The organism is Mycobacterium sp. TY815 (genome assembly GCF_030755135.1).
Lineage (GTDB): Bacteria > Actinomycetota > Actinomycetes > Mycobacteriales > Mycobacteriaceae > Mycobacterium.
Genome location: NZ_JAUFRX010000001.1, coordinates 35444 through 53233 on the forward strand (window position 1 = coordinate 35444; position 17790 = coordinate 53233).

The window sequence follows — 17790 nt, forward strand, 5'->3', positions numbered from 1 at the left end:
GGACGGCCGTTCAGCTGCTGTGCGCCGTCCGCGCCGAAAGACGAAGTCAGTGCCCTGCGACCGCCTGCACCAGCATGGTCGCCGATGGGCTCGACAACACCCAGTTACCGTTTTGGTTGACGAACATGAGGGGCTTCGTGACCGGTGCCGGCAGCTTTGGCCCTGAGACGGCCACGTCGGACATCACCGTAGCCGGACCGTTCTGTTGGATGTTGGAGACGGCAAACGACAACGGGAGCTGCCCGTTGCGATATGCCACTCTCAGCTCGTGATCCATCTCATGGCCCTCACCCGACCCGATGCCGCCTTCGACGAGGCCATCTTTGGTCCGGTATGACACGCCCGGATTGGAAAGGTCATTGAGGATGCCGGTCAACTGGTCAGTGGTCGGCAGGTTCAGTGCCGACGCGGGTTGCGGATCCTGCGGTAGCGGCGCGCCGGTCGAGACCAGTTGCACCTGAGGCGGATTCGAAGGCGCGATGCCCGCTGCGTCGTATGCCAGCACAGTGACACCACCACCAACGACGGCCAGTGCAGCTGCGCTGAGCGCAACGGATTTCATGGACTTCACGGTTCCCCCTGTTTTCGCACGGACGTGCGGGACCGTTTCCCGCATCTGTATGCCGACAACTTCTGCTGGGCACATCGTGCATCAATATGACGGTCCAAAACTGCTCTGCCTCAATCGGTATCAGGCTGTTAGGGAACTGTAGTGCGGCTGCTCATCCCCGACGCATGGCGAAAACACCGATTCGTGGGGGCGTAAGGGGGGTAGACCCCGACCCGTGATAGCCGTGTGCGACGTCAGGGCTGACCGGCGCCCCCGTCATTGCTGTTGCCAACCGCGCCGTGCCCGCCGGATCCGCCGAGGCCAGCGGTGCCGCCGTCACCTCCGCTGTTGACGAATGCACCACCGTTGGCGCCGAGGCCAGCCGTCCCTCCACCGGCACCGTCGGTGCCGGTGCCACCGGCGAATCCGTTCGGGGAGATCACGACGCCGCCGCCACCGCCGCCACCACCGGTGCCGCTGCCGCCACTACCCCCGGCGCCGAAAGCACCAGTCAAACCCAACGGAATGTGGGCCGCGGAGCCACCGTTGCCTCCGGCTCCCGCGTTGCCTCCGGCGGTGGCGGCTGCCCCGCCGCCGCCTCCGCCTCCGCCCGCAGCTCGATTTGTCAGCGCAGCCACTGCAGTACCGCCCGCGCCGCCGCCGCCCCCGGCGCCGCCCGACCCGCCAAGGGCACCCGCCCCGCCACCGCCACCGTCGCCGCCGTGCCCGATGGCTACGGTGTTGCTGCCGTTGACGGTTGTCGCGTTGCCCCCGGTGCCGCCGGTGCCCCCGGTGCCGCCGGTGCCGTTGCCGCCGGCGTAGGCGCCGCCGCCACCGGCGTGGCCGCCACTCCCGCCGGCTCCGCCACCACCCCCGCCGCCGCCGAAGACCGCGTTACCACTGGCTGTGCCGGTCTGCCCGGCACCGCCGGTACCGCCGGTGCCGCCGTGACCCCCGCCGCCGCCGGTGCCGTTGACGCCGCTGCCGCTGGAGTTGCCGCCGGCCCCACCGGCGCCGCCGTTGCCACCGTGGCCACCTATGCCGGCGTAGCCCTTGGAAAGGGCGCCGTCGGCGGCGCCGCCGGTACCGCCCGTGCCTCCGCCGCCCCCGGTGCCGCCCCCGCCACCGGCGCCGGCCTGCCCGAGGAACCCGCTAAACAACCCTCCACCGTTGCCGCCGTTGCCGATCAGCCACCCGCAGTCGCCGCCGGCCTGCCCGGTTCCCGGCGCCCCATCGGCTCCGTTGCCGAACAGGGGACGACCCGTCAGCACTTTGACCGGGTCGTAATTGAATAACCCGGTGGTCTGGATTTGACCGACCAGGCTCGTCAGCGGGTCCGCAGCGGCCGCCGCGTTGGCCGCCTCCGCGGTCGCATACGCCCCCGCGCCCGACGTCAGCGTCTGAACGAAGTGCTCGTGAAACAGCGCCGCCTGCGCGCTGATCGCCTGATAGTGCTGGCCACAGGCGCGGAACAGCTCAGAGATCACAGACGAAACCTCATCTGCACCCGCCGCCAGCACCACTGTCGTCGAGCCTGACGCCTCTGCAGCGGCAGCACGGAGCGCCGACCCGATGCTGCCCAAATCCGCCGCAGCCGCACCCACCAGCTCCGGTGCCACGCTCATAAACGACATGGTGTCCCCTTACATCGGCGCGATAAGACCTCACACAACGCTTGAGCAGGGGCCGGCTCGCGTCGGTGATCTGATGTTCCCGCAGGCAACGCCTGCGCAGCAGAGGCCGAAATACCCACATTGCCCGTTGCCCCCGACCGCGACCGCTATCGCGTGCGACGGACCCGTCGTTGTCGGGCCAACACGTCAATCCCGCTCGCAAAACTTACGTAGTCAACTACTCAAGCCCTCAGCGATATGCCTGGATACGGTCTGCTTTCGAGCAACCGGATGGCCAACGACGCGGGAGCGAGGACAGCAATGTCGTATGTATTTGCGGTACCGGAGTCGGTGAGCTCGGCGGCCACGGACATGGCGCGGATCGGCTCCATGCTGCGCACCGCGCATGCGGAGGCGGCGGCCTCGACGAGCACCGTCCTCAGCGCCGCCGCGGACGAGGTTTCGGCCGCGATCGCATCCCTGTTTTCCGGCTACGGGCAGGAGTATCAGGCGCTCAGCGCCCGAATGTGGGCGCTTCAGGACCAGTTCGCGGCGGCTATCACGGGCGCGGGGGCCGCCTATGCCGCGGCCGAAGCGACCAACGCAAACCCACTGGAAGCCCTCACGCAAGGCGTGCTGAACGTGATCAATGCCCCCACCAACGCGTTGCTGGGCCGTCCGCTGATCGGCAACGGTGCCGACGGCGCCGCCGGGACCGGCCAGAACGGCGGACCGGGCGGGCTGTTGTTCGGCAACGGCGGCAACGGCGGTTCGGGGGTTGCCGGTGGCGGAGCCGGCGGGCGGGGCGGTGATGCGGGGCTGTTCGGCGACGGTGGCCGCGGCGGAGCCGGCGGAACCGGGGTGACCGGGGTTCAAGGTGTCGACACCGTCACGCGCAACGGGGGCGTTGGCGGGATCGGCGGTCGGGGAGGGGCGGGCGGCACCGGCGGGCTGTTGGGAGGCAACGGCGGTGCGGGCGGAGCGGGCGGCGCCGGCGGCTGGGGCGGCTACGGCGCCACTGCTCCGAATGCGTTCGTTGCCGGCGGCACCGGGGGCAATGGTGGTGCCGGCGGCATGGGCGGGGCAGGCGGGGCGCACTTGTCCCCGTTCGGCCAGGACGGCGCCGCAGGCCAGATGGGCGACGGTGGCCGTGGCGGTAACGGCGGCAGCGGATCCATCTACGGTGGCACCGGGGGCCTCGGCGGTGATGGGGGAGTAGGAGCGACCGGCGGTCGCGGCGGCGACGGTGGCAGCGTCGGCGCCGAAGCAAGCGGTATCAACAACACCAGCGTCGCCGGCGGTAACGGCGGCCACGGCGGCACCGGCACGACAGGCGCCGGTGGGGCCGGCGGCAACGGTGGCAGTGCATTCATCAGGGCGGGCGGAGGAACCGGAAACGCCGTCGGCGGCCAGGGCGGGGCCGGCGGCAGCGGCAGTACCGTAGGCGGCGCCGGCGGTGACGGGGGACCCGGCTCACTCATGGGATATAACTACGGCCCCGGCGGCGGCAGCGGCTACGCCATCGGCGGAGCCGGCGGTACCGGCGGGACCGGGCCGATAGGCGGTCATGGCGGTGACGCCGCCTACGCATTGAACTGGGGGAGCGGAACCGCCACCGGCGGCAACGGCGGTTACGGCGGCACAGGCAACCCCGGGCACGGCGGCAGCGGCGGTGACGGCGGCGACGCCCAGGCGACCACTCTGGCAAAAGCCTCCGCGGGTTTTGCCGGTCTCCCCGGTACCGGGGGAGGCGGCTCAGCCGGCAAAGCGGGAACGGCCAGCCAGCTCTAGGTCAGGTAGTGGCCGCTATCGGGACCGGCGCCTCGGTGGCAACGCCCTTACGGCGCAGGCGACCTCAGCTCATCGAAAACAGCTGCTGCATCACAACCACGCTCGCAACACGCTGCAGACCGCCCTCCACCGCGATGCGCTGATCGTCTGGGGACTCGAGCAGTTGATCGAGCGCTGCGGAAACCCTGTTCATGTCGTAGATGGGCTGGTCCTTCGCCGCTTGCGAAGCAAAGGTGTCCCGGTAGAAGACGAGCATCGGGTCGCTCGGGTCGCGGGTCGGCGGCGTGGTGAAGGGATGTTTCTGGCGGTCGTAAACCTCCGGTATCAGCACGTCTTTCGCCGCTTCGCGCAGGACGTGCTTCTCGCGAATCCCCTTGACTTTCATATGGACTGGCACGCGGGCCGCGGCCTCGGCGACGCGATGGTCCAGGAACGGTACCCGGCCTTCGATGGAGTGGGCCATCTCCATCCGATCGGCGAGGTAGTTCAGAATGAAGTTCGGCAGGACCGTTTTCGCGTTGATGTACAGCATCTGGTTCAGGTGGTCGCGACCGGCGACGCGTTGCGCAATCGGCAGGCGATCCAGCGCGGCGATCAGCGGCTGAAACGCCCGAACCGATGGTGGAAGGTCGTCCCGGAGCAGTGGTGCCACGCTATTAGTTTGCGCGGCACCAACATTGAGCGTCGCCGGCAGCCAGCCGAGCCTGCGCTTGACCGCCTGCATTTCGGGACTGCTGACTTGGTTCGGCATCATCAGCGCGCGAGTCGCGGCATTGGCGCCGAGCATCTCGTCCAGGAGTGTCAATCTCTCGTCGGCGCTCAGTGTCGCGTCGTGGTTCAGCGCGTCGACCCGGTAGTACGGATACCCTCCCAGCATCTCGTCGGCGCCCTCGCCGGTGAACACCACTTTGATGCCGGCGGCTCTGACGGCACGGCTGAGTAGGTATTTGGCTACGCCATGTCCGTTGAACATCTGAGTTTCGGCATGCCAGACCGCGTCTGCGAATGAGTCCGCGATCTCTCGTCCGGTAATCGGTATGGGGTGGTACGTCGCGCCGACCCGTTTGGCCTGTTCTTCGGCGACGCGGGCCTCGTCGTAGAGCGGGTTCTCGAAGGTGAGCGTGAAGGCGCGAATCGGCCGGTTCGTCTCCTGCTGAGCGAGCCCCAGGACGGCGCAGGAGTCGATGCCGCCACTGAGATACGACGCGACCTCCACATCGGCAATCAGCCTCTGCCGCACCGCATCCCGGAGAGCCTGACGAAATTCGTCGACGATCTCGGATTCATTTCGCGGGTCCGCGCGCATCTGATCAGCAGTCGGTATCTCCCAATCCCAGTACGGGTAAATGCGGACAGCACCCTCTCGAGCAATCGCATAGCAACCCGGCGGCACGGTACTGATGCCGGCGAACTCGGTCTTCTCGTGGGATCGTCCGAACCCTCCAGTAGCGCCCTCGAGATCCCACTTGGCGGGCACGCCGAGCGCCAACAGCGCCTTGATCTCCGACGCGAAATAGACATCACCGTCCACCGCCGCGTAGTACAGCGGCTTGACACCGAAGCGATCGCGGATCGCGTACATCGCTCGTTGGCGTTCGTCGGCAATGATCACCGCGAACTCGCCGCGCAGTTGTGTCGCGGCCTGGACCCCGCGCTCGGCGTAGAGGTGCAGCGCGATCTCGCTGTCGCTGTCAGAGGAGAAGCGATAGCCGCGTGCCCGGAGTTGCTCGCGGATTTCGCGGTAGCCGTAGAACTCGCCGTTGACGACGAGGTGGACCAAGCCGTCAGGGCTCGTCATCGGCTGACTTCCGTTGTTCAGACCGATGATCGACAACCGCGTGTGTCCGAGCGTCCATTGCCCGTCCCGCGATGTCCAGGTGCCGGAGCCATCCGGCCCACGATGCTCCAAGAGCTTGAGCGCGGCATCACGCCGCTCAGTCGGAAGACCCCGGCGCGTCATCGCAGCGAATATCCCGCACATCGTTGTGCCCTCCGCAATCGTTCACGGTCGCCCCGCGCCGACCTTCAGCGTCGGCACGCTCGCACGCCACCGGCTTGGCGGCGCAGCCATTTGAGCCTAACGCGGGGAATTTTCCAGATCGTCGATGGCGGCGCCGGGGTGAGTTACGTGGCCCTGCCATACGGCTCGTGACAAGCGGCCACCGCGACTAATGTGCTGCTGCACAGACAATTTGGCGGCCTTGTGCCCATCCCGGAAGCGAGTCCCACTTCTGCGACGCTTCTCGGTTTAAGGTAGCTAGTTTCCCTCGAGCCCGTATTTTGGCGCCACCTCGATGAGCTGGCCGGCCGCCAGGAGGTCCTTCACCCTGGTGTTGCCGAGGAAGTATTGGATGCCGCCACCCGGCTGCCCGGCGAATCCCTTGATCTTCCCGGACTGCACCGTCAGGTCCTTCACGACGCAGTAGACGTGGTAGTTGGCTTCCGGAGAGCCCTTGTAGGTGTTGAGGGACGACGGGGGCAAAGCCCGAGCGGCGAACGGCGTGTGCTTTTCGTTCGCAAGGAAGTTTGCTTCATCGGGCTGCCCGAACCGGTCGAACAGATGCCCCTTCTTCATCGTGAACGGCGTGGCGGGTCCGTCGAAGCCGAAGTTCGTCGGCCACTTCCAACCCCTGTTGGCGTCGTAGTACGTGTCGAGGAATGCTTTCGGTTGCAGCGCGGGTGTTCCCAGTCGTTGGTAGTCGACCAGCAGCTTCTTCACCGCTCCGGTGGGCAACGTGGCCGGACCTAGCAGATTGCCCGAATACGGGTCGGGAACGGGGAAAGGCTGCGAGTTCTCCGCTGCAGGCTCGCCGGTGCCAGCTTCCGGGCACTGCTTGTCCGCGCTGGCAGTGGCCGGAAACAAAAGAGACAACAACAGCGCGATCAGCGCGCTGACAACGAGGGAACGGCGCCGCATCCACGGACTCCTTCAGATTTGCTGTTAAGCCTGAAATGCACCCTAGCTGATGGCAACTCAGCCGTCTCGCGAACTGCTTCCAGCGCTCGAGCAACGGAGTTGAAGCAACGATTGGGTCCGAACAGCGTCGCCAGGAGAGTCCTACCACCACCACCGCCGCGGTGTCCGCGCAACAACAGATCAGACGTCAACTAAAACTACGTATGACCATGTTGAGAGTAGTGGCGCGTCTAGCTCGAATTATTCTGGCGCACCTTGACCACATCTCATAGTGGTCATACGCTTTAGGCATAAATGTCGGTAACTTGCCTGTCTGGGCGCGAGAAAGTGGAGACATCGATGACCGTGAACAGCACCGCTCCCAACGTCTTCGACGCCGGCCTGCCCACGCTCGACTACAACCTCACCGCGACTCCGCAGGACATCGTTGAGGACGTCCGGATCGCGCAATCGCGTGCGCCCATCGCCATCGGGCCGATCGGCCCGGAAATACTGTCCTACGAACTGGCGCGGGAAATGCTGCGGGACAGTAGGTTTCGCATGCCGCCGGGCATCACGCTGGCGGCGCAGGGTGTCACGTCGGGGCCGCTGTACGACAAATTGATGAGCAGCCTCCTGGGACTCGACGGTCCACCGCACACCCGCTTACGCAAACTCGTTTCGCGAGCGTTCACGCCTCGTGCGACTGCGCGTCTGCAGGACACGATCCACGAGGTGGTGAATGGGCTGATCGACCACGTGATCGACGCCGGACGTTGTGACGTCGTGGCCGACATCGCGCGGCCGTATCCCACGCCCATCATGTGCGCGCTCCTCGGTGCGCCCCGCGCGGATTGGCAGCTTTTCTCGGAATGGACCGATGAAGTGTTCAAAGCCTTCAGTTTCCAGACCGACGCCAACTTCGACGAAGCCGCGATCATGCGGGCGTGGAGCGAACTCGACGCGTATGTCGACGACATGGTCGCCGCCCGCCGGAACACTTTGACCGATGACCTGCTCTCCGAGCTCATACGCGCCGAGAGCGACGGTGAACGGCTCAATCTCGACGAACTGCGGATGCTGGTCGCCGGCTTCTTGATGGCGGGCACGGATACCACGCGTAACCAGTTGGCCGCGTCGGTGCAGGTGCTGTGTGACCATCCGGACCAATGGGCAAAGTTGGGTGAACAACCAGAGCTTGCGATGCAGGCGGTCGAGGAAAGCATGCGGCATTCACCGGCGGTCTGTCTGGCGCCGCGCGCCGCCACCGAGGATGTCGAATTCGCCGGCTACACATTCCCGGCCGGGACCTTTGTACTCGTGAATACCTTTGCAGCCAATCGCGATCCAGCGATCTACGCCGATGCTGACCGCTTCGACATCGCGCGACAGGACTTGCCCGCGATTCTGACGTTCGGCGGCGGTGCGCACTACTGCCTGGGCGCCAACCTCGCACGCCGGGAACTGGCAGATGCACTGACCATCCTCACCCGGCGCTTATCGGCACCGCATCGCGTCGGATCGGCCCCGTGGAAGTCCTTGCTGGGAATGTCCGGTCCGTTGACGCTGACGATCGAGTTCGACGCCGAACGGCTGGTGACCGCGGATGCGTAGCCGCGGCTGGGCGGGAGCGACGCCCGCCTCGGATGAGGAGGCGATCGCCCGCATCCTGGATGCGGTAGACGAGGTGGTCGCTGAGCACGGACCGTCGATACGGCTTGCCGACGTCGCCCGGAAACTCGGGGTCACCCGGCAGACGGTGTACCGCTACTTTCCCAACGCGGATGCGCTGCTGATGGCCAGCGGTATGCGTGCGGTCGACGGATTCCTCGATCAGGTCGTAGAACACCTCCGCGGGATCAACGATCCGGTCACCGCCGTCGTCGAATGCGTATCGTTCGGAGTCGAAAACCTCGGTGGGGATCCACAATTGGAGAGCCTGTTGACCGAACGGCACGAGGGCGAGGCCGTCACCTCGCTGACTTCCGACACCGCGATCACCTTCTGCCTGTCGGTCTTTCACCGCCTCGATGTCGATTGGACGCTGCACGGCTTCGAAGTCGCCGCGCTGGGTGAGCTTGCCGAAATGACCTTGCGTACCGTTCAGTCTCTCCTGACCGATCCGGGACAACGGCAGCGCGACGGAGTCGCGTTGCGTCGCTTTGTCACGCGATGGCTCGGTCCGTCGATCCTGTATCAGCGGATGACATGGCTATCGGCCGATGAACGACCCAAATCCTCGGACCGGCAGATCGAAATGGAAATACGCACTCCGCTGCCTCAGGAATAGTGGGGCTGAGGCGTCGCCAATTGCGACCGCCCCACCGTGAAATTCCCGCTCGACCGCTAATGCGTTTGCGTGTATTCGAGGTCAAGCCTCGCGGGCCCGCGTCGGCCCAGCGACCGGCCGGTATGGGTTCAGTATGTGGGTGTGCCAGCAAACCCCACGGCCGGGTTTGGCGGCCGGGTAGTCCCGCCAGCCCTGCCCTCGGGTGTATGCGCCCTTAAGGCGCGCGGCCCTAGGTGCCGCCGTTGCCGCCGGCGCCGCCGCCGCCGCCGCTGCCGCCATCAGGGTTCCGGTTCCCGCCGGTCGGGCCGCCGCCGCCGCCGCCCGGGAAGCCACCAATGCCAGGTGTGCCGCTGCCGCTCGCGCCGCCTTTACCGCCGGTGCCTCCGCCGCCCCCGGTGCCGCCGGTGCCCCAGTAGTCGGGATCGCCGAATTTGTTGCCGTTGCCGCCGCCGCCGCCACTGCCGCCACTGCCGCCTTTGGCGCCGGAGGTGCCGAAGAATTGGTCTTCACCGCCTTTGCCGCCGGTTCCGCCGCTTCCACCGGCGCCTCCGTTTCCGCCGTCGCCGTTATAAGTATTGACAACGATGTTCGGTCCGCCGTTGCCGCCTTTGCCGCCGTTCCCGCCGGTCCCACCGACTGTCGCATTGCCGGCGGTGCCGCCATTGATGGCGTTACCGCCGTTGCCGCCGGCGCCGCCGCTGCCGCCGCTGCCGCCGGCGCCACCGTCATAACCCTCGATATTCGGGTTGCCGTTGTTGCCGTTGCCGCCGTTGCCGCCGTTGCCGGCGATGCCGCCGCTGCCACCCTTAGCGCCGTTGCCAGTGCCGCCGTTGCCGGCGTTGCCGCCGGCTCCGCCGCCGCCACCGTTACCGCCGTTGCCGCCGGTCGCGCTGCTGTTGCCGCCGTTGCCGCCGCCGCCGCCGTCGGCGCCGTGGCCTCCTTGGCCGCCTGCACCGCCGTCAAAGCCGCCGTTGCCGCCGTTGCCTCCGTTGCCGCCCGCGCCGGCGGTGCCGCCGTTGCCGCCGGGGTGGAATAAGGTGCCGGCTGTGCCGCCGTTGCCGCCGCCGCCACCGACGCCGGCGTCGCCGCCGGCGCCGCCCGCCCCGCCGCCGTTGAGCACCCCTAAGGCGAAGCCACCATTGCCGCCGGTGCCGCCGTTGCCGCCGGCAGCGCCGTTGCCGCCGTGATATTCGTCCGGCAAGGAGGAGCTCCCGGCGTTGCCGCCTTTGCCGCCGCTGCCGCCATTGCCCGCGTTGCCGCCGATGCCGGCGATGGCGCCGTTGCCGTTGCCGCCGTTGCCGCCATTACCGGCGTTGCCACCGGTGCCGCCATCGCCGCCATCGTGGCTGCTGTTGCCGTTGCCGTTGCCGCCGCTGCCGCCGTCACCGCCGTCACCGGCGTTTCCGCCCTTGCCGCCGCCTTGGCCGCCGTTGCCACCATTGCCGCCGCCCCCGCCATTACCGGCGGCGCCGCCGTTGCCCCCGTTCGTGACATTGCTTTCGCCGCCTGCGCCGCCTGAGCCGCCGGCGCCGCCGTTGCCGCCGCCGCCGGCGTTGCCGCCGCCGGAGAGGGCGGTGGCCGTGCCCGTGGCATTTAACGCATTGCCTCCGCTGCCGCCGTTACCGCCGACGCCGCCTTTACCCCCCGTTCCGCCGTTCCAGCCGTCCGTCAACAGGTCATCGGCGCCGTTGCCGCCGCTGCCCCCTGCGCCTCCGTTGCCGGCTTTGCCACCGGTGCCGGCTGTTGCGCCGTAACCGTCGCCCCCGGTGCCGCCGTTGCCGCCGGTGCCACCGTTGCCACCGGGACCGCCGTCTCGGCCGGCGGCGGCGCTGCCGGAGCCGCCGGTCCCTCCGTTGTTGCCATTGCCGCCACTGCCGGCGTTTCCGCCCTTGCCCCCGCCGACGCCGCCGGTGCCGCCGTTGCCCCCGTTGCCGCCGTTGCCGCCAAAGCCGCCGAGGCCGCCGGTGCCGCCAATTCCGGGGTCGCTGCCGGTGCCACCGAATCCAGCGTTGCCGCCGTCACCCCCGTTGCCGGCGTTGCCGCCACCGACGCCGTTGAAGCCGTTGCCGCCGTTTCCGCCGCTGCCGCCCTTGCCGCCGTTGCCGCCGTTACCGCCGGCAGTGCCGTTCGTGGAGAATCCCAAAGGGTTTTTACCGTCTGCGCCATTTCCGGCGTTGCCGGCGTCGCCGCCATTGCCGCCGTTGCCGGCGATGCCGGCCAGGCCCTTAGTGCCCGCAGTCCCACCGGCGGTGACGCTGCCGGCCTCTCCGCCTAGGCCCGCGTTGCCGCCGGGACCGCCGTTTCCGCCGTCGCCGCCGTTTCCGCCGTTAGCTCCGGCCCCGGTGCCCGTGCCGTACGTGGGTCCGTTGCCGCCGCTGCCGCCGTTGCCGCCATTGGCGCCGTTGCCGCCATTACCGCCGCTGCCGGCGGTCCCGTCGAAGCCGGCACCGCCCTGGCCGCCTTGGCCACCGTTGCCGCCGGCACCGCCAGCACCTCCAGGTCCGCTGTCGGCGAGCAGGTTGTCGGCGCCGTCGGCGGCGGATCCGGCGTTGCCGCCGTTGCCGCCGTTGCCGCCGGTGCCCGCCTTGCCGACGGTTCCTGCGGCGCCGGCACCCGTACCGGCCAGGCCGGCTTTCCCGGCGCTGCCACCGATGCCGCCCTTTCCGCCGTTGCCGCCGTTGCCGCCCTCAGTCCCTGCGTCTGACAGGCCGTTGCCGCCGCCGCCGCCGAGTCCGCCGATGCCGCCGTTGCCGCCGCTGCCGTTGGTGCCACCGGCGCCGGCCGAGCCGCCGGATCCGCCTTGACCGCCGTTCCCGCCGCCGCCACCGGTGCCGCCATTGATGTTGACCATGGCCACGCCGTCTTTTCCAGCCGCGCCGTCGCCGCCGTTGCCGCCGAGCCCGCCTTTGCCGCCGTCGCCGGATGTGCCGGCGGTGCCCCCGGCGCCTCCGGTCCCGGCGAGGCCGGCGGTGCCGGCGTTGCCGCCGGTCCCGCCGATGCCACCGTTGCCGCCCTTGGCGCTGGCAAGTACGGCCGTGCCGCCGGTCCCGCCGGTGCCACCCACACCGCCGTCGCCGCCGTTTCCGCCGCTGCCGTTGACGCCACCGGGCCCGCTGGTGCCGCCAGCCCCTCCGTTGCCACCGGCCCCGCCCGCGGGCCCGGGGTTGCCGTCGATCCCGGCCCCGCCGGCAGCCGCGGTGCCACCATTGCCGCCGAAACTGCCGTTGCCGCCGTTGCCGCCGCTGCCGTAGCCACCCGTGGTTCCGCCGATGCCGCCGAGGCCTCTGTTGCCACCGGCACCGGCATTGCCGCCGGCACCGCCGTTGCCGCCGGCGCCACCGGCCAGGGTGTTGGTGGAGTCGGCGCCATGACCACCATCGCCGCCGCCTGCGCCGCTGCCGCCAAACCCGCCATTGCCGTTGATCGCCAAATTACTGCCGCTGCCGCCCACCCCGGCGGCCCCACCGTCGCCGCCGCGGCCGCCGCTACCACCGTTGTGGGCGCTGTTCAGCGAGGCCCCGCCTTTGCCGGCGGCCCCGCCTCCGCCACCGGCCCCCCCATTGCCCGCGGCCGCAGTGAGCCCGGTGGCCGCCCCACCCAGGCCGCCCTGACCGCCGGCACCGCCGTCGCCGCCATTGGCCGCCGCCGAGACCGCGCTGTCGTTGCCGCCGGCCCCACCGACGCCGCCGAGCCCGCCGGCCCCGCCGTGACCACCATCGCCGCCCAGCCCGATCAGCGGCGCTTGACCCGAGTGACCTCCGGCCCCGCCGGCGCCACCAGCCCCTCCGGCACCCCCGGCCTGTGCAATGCCCCCGGCGCCGCCGTCGCCACCGGCCCCGCCGGCACCACCGAGCCCGCCGACTCCGCCGATGCCCACCACACCGGGGTTGCCGCCGGCGCCGCCGTGGCCACCGGCGCCACCGCTGACACCATTCACACCGGCCCCGCCGGCTGTCCCGGCACTGCCCGCGCCGCCGGCACCACCGGTGCCGCCGACGCCGATGAACTGTCCGCCGTTGCCGCCCACACCGCCATTGCCGCCCGCACCACCACTGGGCCCACCCATACCGCCGGCACCACCTTGACCGCCGTAACCGATCAGCGGAGAAACTCCGCCGGCCCCGCCGGCGCCGCCGGCGCCTCCCGCCGTCGTGCTGTTGCCACCGGCCCCGCCGGCCCCACCCGCACCCCACAACCATCCGCCGGTCCCGCCGGCCCCGCCGGACGCGCCAGCGCCCCCCCGCACCACCAGCACCGCCCGCACCAAGCAGACCTGCGGCCCCGCCGGCACCGCCGGGCGCACCGGCCGCCCCCGACCCGCCGTTACCACCGTTTCCGTATAACAATCCACCCAGTCCGCCGGCCTGCCCAGTGCCCGGGGCTCCATTAGTGCCGTCACCGATCAGCGGACGCCCCAGGAGTTGCTGGGTAGGGGCGTTGATCACATCGAGCACCATCTGCCCGACATTGAGGGTTTCCGCGCGCGCATACCCGGCTCCGCCGGCAGACAACCTCTGGACGAACTGGTCATGCAGCACCGCGGCTTGCCCGGCCAGCTCCTGATAACCCAGCGCGTGCCTGGAGAACATGGCCGCAATCGCTTGCGACACCTCGTCGGCGGCCGCGGTGACCAGTCCCGTTGTCGACCGTGCCGCGGCCGCATTGGCCGCCGAGATGGTCGAACCGATACCCGCCACGTCCGAAGCCGCGGCCACCACCAGCTCCGGTGACACCACCATGAAAGTCATCAGCGACCTCGCCGTCCCTCAGAGCAACCCGAATAACCCCCCGAAACAACAGGAAAAGGCACACACCGCGCACGGCCGCGAGCACGAGTCGACGCTTCCACTCGAAGGCCCGTCCTTTCTCCTACAACGGCACCGGGACTACGTAGCACCGCTACCGCCAGTGCCGCCGCCGCCGCCGCTGCCGCCTATCCAATTTCTGGGATGTTGGGGGTCGCCGTCGTTGGTCGGGCCGCTGCCAGCGGCGCCGATGGTTCCGAAGTCGCCGAAGGCCCCGTCGAAGGAGTTGCCGCCGGTTCCGCCGGTGCCCCCGGTCCCGCCCGTACCACCGAGACCCCAGTAGTCGGGATCGAAGACCGTGCTGCCGTTCCCGCCCTTGCCGCCGCTGCCGCCGCCACCGCCGTCGGCAGCACTGCCGCCCTTGGCGGTAGCGCTACCACCGCTGCCGCCTACCCCGCCATTGCCGCCCGCGCCCCCGTTGCCGTTGTAGCTATTGAGAAGTTGGCTGTCGCCGCCGAGACCTCCGGTACCGCCGGCACCACCGGTGCCGCCGGCACCGGCGTCGCCGCCGAGACCTTTACCGGACACGCCGCCGCCGAAGCCGCCGTTCCCGCCTGCACCGCCAGTGCCGCCTCTGCCGCCGTTATAGCCCGACGAGAAAAGGGCTACGTCGGTAGCGTGGCCGCCGGTGCCGCCCGTGCCACCGTTGCCGGCGACGCCGCCCTTGCCGCCATCTGCGCCGTTGCCCTGTCCGCCGTGCCCGGCGTCGCCGCCGGCGCCGCCGTTACCGCCGGCCCCTCCATCCCGGCCGAGGGCACCCCCTTCGCCGCCGGTTCCGCCGGTGTTGCCATTACCCCCGCTGCCGCCGGCGCCTCCCTTGCCGCCGCCGTAGCCGCCGTTACCGCCGATGCCGCCGATGCCGCCGACACCGCCGGTACCGCCGGGGCCGCCGTTACCGCCGAGGCTTGCTGTGCCGCCGGCGCCTCCCCTGCCGGCGAGGCCGCCGTCGCCGCCCTTACCGCCGTCGCCGCCCCCGACGCCGGCGACGCCATTGCCGCCAAGACCCCCGGCACCGCCCTGGCCGCCGCCGCCGCCAGCACCACCGTTATAGCCGTCACCAGTGATTCCGTCGGCCCCGTCGGCGCCCTTTCCGCCGATGCCGCCCTTGCCGCCGTCACCGCCGGCGCCGGCTACGCCCGCGTTGCCCGCGCTGCCGCCGGTGCCGCCGGCCGCCCCGCCCGCCCCGGCGTTGCCGCCGACACCGCCCGTGCCACCGATGCCGCCGTCGCCGCCAGGCGGACCGTCGGAGCCATTGGGCGGCGGCGGCCGCACGCCGTCAACGCCGGTGCCTCCTTGGCCGCCCTTGCCACCGTTGGCGCCGTTGCCGCCGGCCCCGCCGCTGCCGCCGGTTCCTCCGTTGCTGGCGCCACCATTGCCGCCCTGACCGCCGCTGCCGCCTTTCGTGCCGTTGCCGCCGGCCCCGCCACTGCTGTTGTCGCCGTTGTTTCCATTACCGCCGATGCCGCCGTTGGCTCCGTTGCCGCCATCCCCGCCGATGCCCGCCTTGCCGACGTTTCCGGCGGCGCCGGAACCCGTACCGGCGACGCCGGCCTTCCCGGCGGCACCGCCATTGCCGCCGTTGCCGCCGTCCCCGCCGTCCACACTGGCCGTCCCGGGGAGGCCCAGACCGCCGTTGCCGCCTTTGCCGCCGTTGCCGCCGTCGCCGCCGCCGCCGTTGGTGCCGCCGGCATTGGCCTTGCCGCCGGTTCCGCCTTGGCCGCCGTCCCCGCCGCCGCCACCAGTGCCGCCGTTGATGTTGCCGATGGTGCCGTCGGGTCCGTTGGCGCCGTTGCCGCCGTTGCCGCCGAGTCCGCCCTTGCCGCCGTCGCCGGATATGCCGGCGCTACCTCCGGTGCCCCCAGTCCCCGCGACGCCGGCGGTACCGGCGTTGCCACCGGTGCCGCCCATGCCGCCGTTGCCGCCCTTGGTCCCCGCAACGAGGGCCGGGCCGCCGTTGCCGCCGGTGCCGCCCACGCCGCCGTCACCGCCGTCGCCGCCGCTGCCGTTGATGCCACCCGGCCCACTGGCGCCGCCGGCGCCGCCCTTGCCGCCGGCTCCGCCGGCGGGTCCGGCCTTGCCGTCCAGCCCGGCCCCGCCGGGATCCCCGGCGCCGCCGTTGCCGCCATAGCTGCCGTTGCCGCCGTGACCACCGTTGCCGTAGGCACCCGCGGTCCCGCTGACGCCGCCGGTGCCGGCCGCCCCACCGGCGCCGGCATTGCCGCCGGCACCACCATTGCCGCCGGCGCCGCCGGCCTGGGGACCGGTGCCGTCGGCACCATGGCCACCATCGCCGCCGGCTCCGGCGCTGCCGCCCAGCCCGCCGTTGCCGTTGACCGCGCCACCGGCGGCGTTGCCGCCCGCCCCGGCGGCTCCACCGTCGCCGCCGCGACCGCCGCTGCCACCGCTGTGGGCCTTGCTCAGCGCGACCCCGCCATTGCCGGCCGCCCCACCAGCTCCACCGGCACCGCCGTTGCCGGCCACTGCGCCTATCCCGGCGGCCGCTCCACCCACGCCGCCGGCACCGCCGGCGCCGCCGTCACCGCCATTGGCCGCCGACAGCGCGGCGCTGTCGTTGCCCCCCGCCCCGCCGATACCGCCCTGACCGCCGACCCCGCCTTGACCGCCGGCACCGGACAACCCGATCAACGGGCCTTGACCAGACTGACCACCGGCTCCGCCCTGGCCACCGGCACCGCCGTCACCGCCGAGCTGTGCGGTGTTGCCGGCGCCACCGGCGCCGCCGCCTCCACCAGCACCGCCGAGCCCACCGACACCGCCGGCCCCCAGCACTCCGGCGTTGCCACCTGCGCCGCCGCTGCCGCCCGCCCCACCACCCACACCGTCCACACCGGCCGCGCCGGCATTCCCGCTGTTACCCATCCCGCCGGCACCACCTGTGCCGCCCACGCCGATGAACTGCCCGCCGTTGCCGCCCACACCGCCGTTGCCGCCCGCACCACCATTGGGCCCGCCCGTACCCCCGGCTCCACCGCCGCCGCCGTAGCCGATCAGCGGGGCCGCCCCGCCGGCCCCGCCGGCCCCGCCGACGCCTCCCGCGGTCGCGCTGTTGCCCCCGGCCCCGCCGGCACCGCCAGAACCAAAGGCCCAGCCCCCGGCCCCGCCGGCGCCACCCGCGGCGCTGGCACCGCCGGCACCGCCGGCGCCGCCGGTGCCAATGAGACCGGCGTCTCCGCCGGCGCCGCCGGCCATCCCGGCCGCCCCCGATCCGCCGTTGCCGCCGTTGCCGTATAACAACCCGCCCAGCCCGCCGGCCTGCCCGGTACCGGGCGCTCCGTCGGTTCCATTGCCGATCAGCGGACGACCCAAGAGCTGCTGGGTAGGTGCGTTGATCAGGTCTAGCAGCGGCTGCAACGGGCCGACATTGAGCGCCTCCGCGCGCGCATACCCGGCCCCACCGGCAGTCAACGTCTGCACGAACTGCTGATGCAGCACCGCGGCCTGCCCGGCCAATTCCTGATAGCCCAGCGCATGTCCCGAAAACAGGGTGGCAACCGCGTGCGACACCTCGTCGGCGGCCGCGCTGACCAGCCCCGTCGTCGACTGCGCCGCGAGCGCATTGGCCGCCGAGATCGTCGAGCCGATACCCGCCACGTCCGATGCCGCAGCCGCCACCAGCTCGGGTGAAACCACCATAAAAGTCATCAGCGACCTCGCCGTACCTCAGGACAACCCGGATAACCACCAGCAACGACCAGCGCAGTCAAACACGGTAGCCCACGGCGGGCACACCGTTGAGGTTTTCACCCCGAATGCCGCAAATGTCTGCGCACGCCGTCGGGCAAAGCAGCGAAGCCTGACAATGAATTCAATCGGCTCCCGAAAAT

8 protein-coding genes and 1 pseudogene are annotated in these 17790 nt (G+C 70.8%); 3 read left to right on the forward strand and 6 right to left on the reverse strand.

The features are described from left to right. Positions 1-46: 46 nt before the first annotated feature. Positions 47-571, reverse strand: a complete 525-nt coding sequence (locus QXK92_RS00140) for a hypothetical protein (RefSeq protein WP_306239652.1) — start codon at positions 569-571, stop codon at positions 47-49. 233 nt (positions 572-804) lie between these two features. Next, on the reverse strand, positions 805-2184 hold the full coding sequence (locus QXK92_RS00145; protein WP_306239653.1) for a PE family protein: 1380 nt from the start codon (positions 2182-2184) through the stop codon (positions 805-807). Positions 2185-2484: 300 nt separating this feature from the next. Here QXK92_RS00145 and QXK92_RS00150 point away from each other — a divergent pair, with 300 nt between their 5' ends. Then, positions 2485-3954 carry a PE family protein gene (locus QXK92_RS00150; protein ID WP_306239654.1) on the forward strand — a complete coding sequence of 490 codons (1470 nt, stop codon included), beginning with the start codon at positions 2485-2487 and terminating at the stop codon, positions 3952-3954. 64 nt (positions 3955-4018) lie between these two features. Here the strand turns inward: QXK92_RS00150 and asnB are convergent, their stop codons facing one another. After that, entirely contained in the window at positions 4019-5935 is a 1917-nt protein-coding gene (gene asnB / locus QXK92_RS00155; RefSeq protein ID WP_306239655.1) for an asparagine synthase (glutamine-hydrolyzing), read from the reverse strand. 276 nt (positions 5936-6211) lie between these two features. Then, entirely contained in the window at positions 6212-6871 is a 660-nt protein-coding gene (locus QXK92_RS00160; protein ID WP_306239656.1) for a TNT domain-containing protein, read from the reverse strand. Between the two features lie 339 nt (positions 6872-7210). On the opposite strand from QXK92_RS00160, the gene QXK92_RS00165 reads away from it, so the two are divergent. After that, on the forward strand, positions 7211-8464 hold the full coding sequence (locus tag QXK92_RS00165) for a cytochrome P450 (RefSeq protein ID WP_306239657.1): 1254 nt from the start codon (positions 7211-7213) through the stop codon (positions 8462-8464). Continuing rightward, the gene (locus QXK92_RS00170) at positions 8457-9140 is read left to right on the forward strand and encodes a TetR/AcrR family transcriptional regulator (protein ID WP_306239658.1); all 684 of its coding nucleotides are present in this window, start codon (positions 8457-8459) and stop codon (positions 9138-9140) included. Before QXK92_RS00165 ends, QXK92_RS00170 begins: the two co-directional genes overlap by 8 nt. Before the next feature lie 229 nt (positions 9141-9369). Here QXK92_RS00170 and QXK92_RS00175 read toward each other — a convergent pair. Together QXK92_RS00175 and QXK92_RS00180 are read right to left on the reverse strand one after the other, a co-directional pair. Then, positions 9370-13888 (reverse strand): annotated as a pseudogene (locus QXK92_RS00175) (PE family protein). Positions 13889-14026: 138 nt separating this feature from the next. Then, positions 14027-17608, reverse strand: a complete 3582-nt coding sequence (locus QXK92_RS00180) for a PE family protein (protein ID WP_306239659.1) — start codon at positions 17606-17608, stop codon at positions 14027-14029. Positions 17609-17790 lie beyond the last annotated feature (182 nt).

Bases quoted from the DNA above. Each gene is read 5' to 3' on its own strand.
- QXK92_RS00160 (WP_306239656.1), bottom strand. From the start codon at position 6,871: ATGCGGCGCCGTTCCCTCGTTGTCAGCGCGCTGATCGCGCTGTTGTTG.
- QXK92_RS00145 (WP_306239653.1), bottom strand. From the start codon at position 2,184: ATGTCGTTTATGAGCGTGGCACCGGAGCTGGTGGGTGCGGCTGCGGCG.
- asnB (WP_306239655.1), bottom strand. From the start codon at position 5,935: ATGTGCGGGATATTCGCTGCGATGACGCGCCGGGGTCTTCCGACTGAG.
- QXK92_RS00180 (WP_306239659.1), bottom strand. From the start codon at position 17,608: ATGACTTTTATGGTGGTTTCACCCGAGCTGGTGGCGGCTGCGGCATCG.
- QXK92_RS00170 (WP_306239658.1), top strand. From the start codon at position 8,457: ATGCGTAGCCGCGGCTGGGCGGGAGCGACGCCCGCCTCGGATGAGGAG.
- QXK92_RS00150 (WP_306239654.1), top strand. From the start codon at position 2,485: ATGTCGTATGTATTTGCGGTACCGGAGTCGGTGAGCTCGGCGGCCACG.
- QXK92_RS00165 (WP_306239657.1), top strand. From the start codon at position 7,211: ATGACCGTGAACAGCACCGCTCCCAACGTCTTCGACGCCGGCCTGCCC.